Annotated in this window: 7 protein-coding genes; 5 read left to right on the forward strand and 2 right to left on the reverse strand. The window is 66.1% G+C overall.

Going from position 1 to position 7,131, the window contains the following annotated elements; genetic code table 11:
• Both VFE28_17225 and VFE28_17230 read right to left on the reverse strand, forming a co-directional pair.
• Positions 1–607 (reverse strand): hypothetical protein (locus tag VFE28_17225; protein ID HZM17741.1); only part of this gene is annotated, 607 nt, incomplete at its 3' end.
• Between the two features lie 184 nt (positions 608–791).
• The gene (locus tag VFE28_17230) at positions 792–2,213 is read right to left on the reverse strand and encodes a NapC/NirT family cytochrome c (GenBank protein HZM17742.1); all 1,422 of its coding nucleotides are present in this window, start codon (positions 2,211–2,213) and stop codon (positions 792–794) included.
• Positions 2,214–2,581: 368 nt separating this feature from the next.
• On the opposite strand from VFE28_17230, the gene VFE28_17235 reads away from it, so the two are divergent.
• The 5 genes from VFE28_17235 to VFE28_17255 all read left to right on the forward strand — a co-directional run.
• The gene (locus VFE28_17235) at positions 2,582–3,478 is read left to right on the forward strand and encodes an NAD(P)H-binding protein (GenBank protein HZM17743.1); all 897 of its coding nucleotides are present in this window, start codon (positions 2,582–2,584) and stop codon (positions 3,476–3,478) included.
• A gap of 170 nt (positions 3,479–3,648) precedes the next feature.
• Complete coding sequence (locus VFE28_17240; protein ID HZM17744.1) at positions 3,649–4,275, forward strand: RNA polymerase sigma factor; 627 nt, start codon at positions 3,649–3,651, stop codon at positions 4,273–4,275.
• The gene (locus VFE28_17245) at positions 4,272–4,853 is read left to right on the forward strand and encodes a zf-HC2 domain-containing protein (GenBank protein ID HZM17745.1); all 582 of its coding nucleotides are present in this window, start codon (positions 4,272–4,274) and stop codon (positions 4,851–4,853) included. Before VFE28_17240 ends, VFE28_17245 begins: the two co-directional genes overlap by 4 nt.
• A gap of 23 nt (positions 4,854–4,876) precedes the next feature.
• Complete coding sequence (locus VFE28_17250) at positions 4,877–6,127, forward strand: hypothetical protein (protein ID HZM17746.1); 1,251 nt, start codon at positions 4,877–4,879, stop codon at positions 6,125–6,127.
• Positions 6,128–6,241: 114 nt separating this feature from the next.
• Positions 6,242–7,131: hypothetical protein (locus VFE28_17255; protein ID HZM17747.1), on the forward strand; the 890-nt coding region annotated here is incomplete at its 3' end.

Genomic DNA, 7,131 nt, shown 5'->3' on the forward strand with positions numbered 1-7,131 from the left:
GATTGAACGGGTTCGGCGCACACCCCCAAAGTCTCGTCACCTTGGGCAGGGCGCCTCCTTCACTCACTGGTTCGCCCTTCTCCTCGACCTCCGCGATGAAGGTGGTCGGAGCGCTCGCCGTTCCGCACTCGCAGGCATCGAGTCTCCTCGCGACCTCGGGCGGCAGGGCTGGTGGGCTGAGCATCGCTGCGACCCTTCCCTGGCATCCAGTGGAAGGTAACGGTTGGGCTGGTCGCGCTCCTGGGACGGGGCGCTCGTCCGCGTTCACCGGACCCACTCGACCAAAGCGAAGGTCCTGCGGTGCGAGGCTCGGCATCACAGCCGCCGTAGCCCGCGGACTCTGAACACTCTTGTCGACGCTGCCGCCGGAGAGCGGATCGTTCACGGGGACGCCGTCGATGCGCACCGAGATCTCGCCACGGCGGCAAGGACCGCGCACGTGCAGCACGCCGCCTTGGACGACGACGCCGGTGCTGAGCGCCGGGCCTTCCGTCCATTCGTTGACGGGAAGGGAGAGGATCTCCTTGTCCGTGTTCACGCGGAAGCTGCCATCGGACTTGACGTCCACCATCTGGCCTTCGGGGGTGACGGTGATTGTCTGCACCACACCGACCACGCACTTCTTCAGGCGGAAATCGAGTTCCGTGGCCTTGTTGGCATGAGCGGGGCTCCCAGGCCACACACGAACAGGAGGATCAAGAACGCCCACGGAATGGACGGGCGCGCACGCACTTGCTGCTTCACATATCCGTTCGTCCGTTGCATGGCGCGTCTCCCCGACGCCCGACTTCCTACTGCTGGCCAAGCAGGACCTTCAGCGCTTCCGGGTCCTTCTCCTCGAGCGCCACGAGCGCGTGACAGGTCGAGCAGTCCTGGCTGATCGTCACGCCAGCGTCGGTCCGGTGGGCCTCGTCGTGACAGCGGTAGCAACCGCCGTCATCCTGGTGCCCGATGTGATTCGGATAGGTGTTCCAGGTCACGTTCATCGCCGGAAAGATGTTGCGGCCATAGATGGCCTGCAACGCCGCCGCGGCACGCTGGATGTCGGCGCGCCGCGACGAGGCGATCTCGGGATAGTCGCGTTCGTAGAAGGCGAGCAAACCCGGTTCGAAACTGGACAGCCCTTCTTCCTTCGTCGCGTGCGCCACCTTCAGCAAGCGCAAGCCTTCGCGCTTGACGTAAGGCAGGTCGGGGCTGATCTGCTGGGTCTGTAGCGCTGCGTCCAGGGCGAATTCAGGGCGGTCGAACTCATGGGTGGGCCGGTTGTGGCAATCCATGCAGTCCATCCGCCGCATGGGCAACTGGGCGATCTCCTCGCGCTTCAGGCCTTCTTCCTTCCAGTACTCACGGACGTTGCCCTGCAGGTCTTCGACCCGGATCCAGTAAATCTTGGCGCGGTCCGGGGAGGCGCGGTAATCGATGTGGTTGGCCAGATTCATGTGCCAGTGGATGCCCGCCGCGAAGCCCGACTCCAGGCTACCGCCACCGACCTTGAGCACGAGCACTGTCTTGAGCTCGGTGTTCGCCTCGTCCTCCTGGAAACGCGAGTGGATCTTCATGCGGTCGCCGTGGAACTTCTCAGGCCAGTGGCATTGCTCGCAGGTCTCCCGCGCTGGGCGCAGATTGTCGATGGGCGCCGGCACGGGCTTGGGGTAGTTACCGAGAGCTACGGCCAGCACCTGGCGCGAGCCCGAAAGCTTGGACTTCACGAACCAGCTGGCCCCGGGACCGATGTGGCAATCGGTGCAGCTCACGCGGGCGTGCGGCGAGTTCTGGTACGCGGTGAACTCCGGTTCCATCACCGTGTGGCACACCTGGCCGCAGAAAGCGGTGGAGTCCATGTAGTGCACGCCATGGTAGGTGCTGAGCGCCAGGACGATGACGCTGACCACCGCGACGACCGCGAAAGCGCCGAGACGCTCGCGGTGGGTCGGATTGGCGAGATCGAGCTGCCAAGGGACGGGCCGGCCGTGGCTCAGGGCGCGGCGCACCCGCCAGCGCGACACGATGAGCAGAACGAGGCCGGTGAGAAAACCAGCGGGGAGCGCCATGTAGGTGACGATGCCGAAATAGGGCGACAGAGCGCCGCTGGTCAGCTGTACACCCAGGAGGGCGAGGAATGCCACCGCGCAGACGCCCAGGAGCAGGACGCCCACCAATCCCAGGAGATCTCCCGAGGCCCGGATGACGAAGTTGACCGCGCGTTTCAGCATCGTGCTCTCCTTCCCTTCCTACCAAGTGCCAGGAGCGTGCCGCCCAGCTCCTCGCAGCCCTTCCGTTTTCGATCGCCAACCCGTTGCGGGATCATGACATACGTCGCAGGGAAAGGACACCCCCGAAGCCTGGAGGGAAGTGTGTCCGAAGGAATCAGAGTGGACGGCGCCGTTGAGAATGGACACAGTGAGAAGAGTCCTACCCTCTTTGGAGTTGGCGGGCGCCTCTGCTTCGCGAGGGAGAGAAAGCACCGTGCCGCTGAGCAAGCGCGTCAGGGTCGTCAGATTGCCGGGTTGACCTCTTCCGCCGTCGGTCCCTAACCTGGGCGGGAGCAGCACACAGAAGAATTCGCGGCGAAGGAGAACCGATGATGCAAGTCGTCGTCAACACACCGACTGGAAACATCGGTCGCCTGGTGACCGAGAAGTTGCTCCAAGCTGGATGCGAGCCCACTCTCCTCGCCCGTCACCCGGAGAAGGTGCGAGATTTCGCAGCCCGGGGCGCCACCGTCCTGGAGGGCCACCTGGAAGACGAGGCCTTCGTCGCCCGGGCCACGCGCGGCGCCGAGTTGTTGTTCTGGCTCACACCACCGCACCCCACTGCGCCCAGCGTGCGCGCCTTCCAGAACCATCTCGGACGCATCGCCGCCGCCGCAGTGCGCGAACATCGCATCCCTCGCGTGGTGCACCTCTCGAGCTATGGCGCCCACTTGGAGAGCAAGACGGGTCCGATCCTCGGCTTGCGCGAGACCGAGAAGATGCTCGACGATGCGGCCCACAATGTCCTGCACCTGCGGCCGGGGATGTTCATGGAGAACCACCTCGGCAGCATCGAAAGCATGCAGCAGGTGCGCAAGATCTTCTTGCCCGCGGCTGGTGGAACCCGCTTCCCCGCCGTCGCCACCCGGGATGTCGCCGCCGTCGCTGCTGAGCGCATCCTCAACACCTCCTGGACGGGCCACCAGGTGCTGGAGATCTTCGGCCCGGCGCCGGTCTCGTTCGACGAAGCGGCGCGCACCATTTCCGACGCCCTCGGACAACCGATAACCCACGTGCAAGTGAGCCGGGAGCAGGCTACTCAGGTTCTGACCGGCAAGGGCATGTCGGGGGACTTCGTGAACGGTTTCCTGGAGTTGCTCGAGTCGCTGGAAAGCGGTCACCTAGCGCCGGACCCCAGGGCGCCGAAGCGCACCATGCCGACCTCCTTCGCCGACTTCGCCCGTGACGTCATCGCCCCGCTCGTTCGGAGCGGAGCACCGCACTAGCCTGGGGTCCCCTCCGACCTCCTCCGCTATCCCCCGCGGTGCGGCGCCGGCACGGAGGTCACTGCCTGGACCGCCCCGAACCAGGGCGGAAAGCGCAATCTTTCACGCCACCCCAAGGCCCCAGGTGTAACCTTTCCATTGCTCGTGTGTCTCCAGAAGCAGACAGGTCGATGCAATTGGTCGGGGCGGAGGCGATGGACCAGGAAGCCGAGCCGCGCGTGACCCAGGATGGCGAAGCCCTGACCCGGCATCGGCCGGCGCTCTTGTCCTGGTTCCGACGTCGCTTGCGAGACGCTCATGCAGCGGAAGATCTCTGCCAGGAAACCCTCGTCCGCTTCCTCACGCGGGCTCCCGAGCTGGCCGATGAGTCGAAGACACGGCCCTACCTGTTCCGCACGGCGCGGAACCTCTTGGCGGATCACTTCCGGCGCCGCCGGCCCCAGGTGGACCTCGAGTCTCTCGAGACGGAGCCCGGTCGGCCTGCAGTCGAACCGGGGCTGCACCCCCCGGAGGCCCGAGCTTACCGGCACGAACTGGAGGAGCGGCTACGCGCGCTGCTCCCGATGCTGCCGGCGGATCGTCGCCAGGCTTTCGAGCTTGGCGTGTTGTTCGAACTGCCGTACGCGGAGGTCGCGAGGCGGCAGGGTTGGACTGTGGCGAAGGTGAAGGTGGAAGTGTACCGGGCGCGCAAGACGTTGATCGAGGGGCTGCAGCCGTTCCTTCCGGACCCCGGCGCCCCCGAGAGGTCGACGACATCGCCTCGGCAGCTACCGCCTTCGCGGAGGCAGTCGCAATGAATCCCTGTGTGCAGTACGAGATGATCATTTCCGCCCTTCTGGATGGCGAGGCGTCGCGCGACGAGATGCTGGAGCTCCTCGCCCACCTTCCCGGCTGCGCCTCCTGCCAGCAGTTCTATGGCGCCTGCCGGGCGCTGCAGGAAGCCGCCGCCGGCTCGAGGGTGAGCGGATCCGGTGAGCGCGTCGTGGCTCTCAGACCGCAGCGCCCGCGCTTCCCCGTCGTCTTGTCCCTGGCGGCGGGGATCGTACTGGCGCTCGGTTTCGCCCTCGGGCGGTTCGGGCGTCCCGAAGGCGGCGCGACCCGCACCGGCGGTGAGGGCACCGCGGTCGCCACCGCACCCATGACGGAGGAGAGCTTCGTGGCCTACGCCCGCGCCTTGCTGAAGGCGGAGCCCCGCTTCCAGATCGCGATGCGCGAGATCTTGGCGAACGCCCAGGCCGAGAACACCGAGGGCTCCCACGAGGGCGAGCTGACGAGCGAGGAAGGATGGAGCGCGGAGGATTGGACCGGCCAACCGGGAGCGCAGACGTTGGACTTCGTCTCTCCCGTGGCGTCCTTCGCGGTGCTCCCCCAGTGAACCGAGTGCGAAGGGAGACGATCGTGCACGGCGACAGGAAATGGATTCTAGCGTGCGCCGGCCCACTGGCGCTGCTCGCCGGCGGTGTCCTGGGAGCCTGGGCCCCGGCCGACGGCGCCTCGAGCAACGCCGGGTTCCTCTATGGCGAAGTCACCACGCGCTCCGGGAAGGAATATCGTGGTTTCCTGCGCTGGGGCACCGAGGAGAGCTTCTGGGACGATCTCTTCCATTCCTCCAAGGCGGAACTCCCGTACCTGGACGATCTGCCCGAGGGCGAGCGCGAACGCAGCCGCCGGCGCTCCATTCGCATCTTCGGTCACGAGATCAGCAACGAGGAGGGTCGCGGTAGCCGCATTTTCGTCTGCCGCTTCGGGGACATCGCCGAGATCGAAGTCCTGCATGACGAGCGCGCCGTGGTGCATCTGAAGAGCAAGGCCGCCATCGAAGTCCACGGCTATTCCAACGACGTGAGTGGGCCGGTCCAAGTGGACGATGCGGAAGCCGGCAAGATCACCGTCGAGTGGGACCGGATCGAGCGGATCCGTTTCAGCGCCCCACCCGCAGCCGCCGACCCCGACGTCACCCGACTGTACGGCAGCGTGGAGACCCGTGCGGGCGTTTTCGAAGGCTTCGTGCAGTGGGACAAGCAGGAGTGCACCAGCGCCGACATCCTGAACGGTGAATCCGAGGACGGCAAGATGGAGATCCCCATGGGCCGCATCCGCAGCATCGAGCGCCAGTCGCGGCGGAGCAGCCGCGTGGAGCTCAGCGACGGCCGGGTCCTGCGCCTGGAGGGAACGAACGACGTCAACGACGAGAACCGCGGCATCATGGTGGAGGACCGCCGTTTCGGCCGCGTCACCATTCCCTGGGAAGTCTTCGACAAGGTCACCTTCTCGACTGCCAAGGGCAGCGGCCGGGGCTATGGCGAATACCCGGCGCTGGGCCCGCTGGAGGGGAGCGTCACCGGCAAGGACGGCGACAAGCACCAGGGTCGCATCGTCTTCGACACCGACGAGGAAGCCGGCTGGGAAATGCTCAACGGCTCGAATCGGGACGTGGATTACGACATTCCCTTCGCGCTCGTGGCCTCGATCGAGCGGCTCGACGCCGGCGAGTGCCGGGTGGCCCTGCGCAGCGGCGAGCAGGTCGTCCTCGAGGACAGCCAGGACGTGACCGACAAGAACGCCGGTATTCTTGTCTTCACCGGCGGCGACAAGTCCCGCACCTACCTTTCCTGGTCCGACGTCAGCCGCCTCGACTTCAACCGCTGACGGACGAGCGGCTCCATCGGGACGCGTCCCAGGGACGGACCCATACCCGGAGAACCGGGGACGGTTGCGCTCGGACACTCCAGCCTCTATTTTGCCTCCAGTCGGAGATCTACCATGCAAGCTGCCCGAAAGCCCATGCGCCATGGGTTGCGCGACATCCGTGTCGTGGCCCTTGCGCTCTTTGCTGTCGTCGGCACACCGACTCATGCCACCTCCCCCGAGCGCTCTCCCATTCCGGCAGAAACATCCGCGCTCGACTGGCAAGTCCACGAAGGCGGCCAGGTGCGCGCGCTCATCACCAACTTCGGGCAGGTCGGGTCCATGCCCGGATCCTCCGCTCCCTACGCCGGTGAGCCTTCGGCACAATGGCCGGGCAGGAGCGGCGTCGAGTACTTGTGGAGCGGCGGCTGGTGGGTGGGCGCCACGCGGCAGGGCGAGCCGCACGTGACCACGGGCAGCTACTTGCGGGAGTTCGACCCGGGGACCGGCGCTGACGACCACATCTACGAGACTCGGGCTGGGGCCCCGAGCGGCAGTCGGGCCCCTTCGCCCGATGCCGACGACGATGAGGATGGGAGGATCGACGAGGACTGGCTCGACGGCCGCGACAACGACGGCGACAGCGTGTCGGACGAAGACTTCGCCGCGATTTCGGACCAGATGCTGGCCTCTGTCTTCAACGACACCGATCCCTCCATCGTGGGGCGGTACCCGGACCACGTGCCCCTGGGTTTGCTGTTCCGCCAGCACACCCTCGCGTGGTCGAGGCCTGATCTCGACGATTTCATCGGCTTCGATCTGTGGCTGTGGAACGAAGGAGCGGAGGCCCTGAATGAAGTGTACGTCGGGTTCTTCGCCGACTGCGACATCGGGCAGAGGGTGTCATCCGGGCTAGGCGAGGACGATCGTGCAAGATTCTGGGAAAGTACGGTGGCCGCGACGCTGGAGGACATCCAGCGGGACGTGGAAATCTCCGTCGGCACCATGTTCGATGCCGATGGCGA

The sequence above is a fragment of the Candidatus Krumholzibacteriia bacterium genome (genome assembly GCA_035649275.1).
Taxonomy (GTDB): Bacteria; Krumholzibacteriota; Krumholzibacteriia.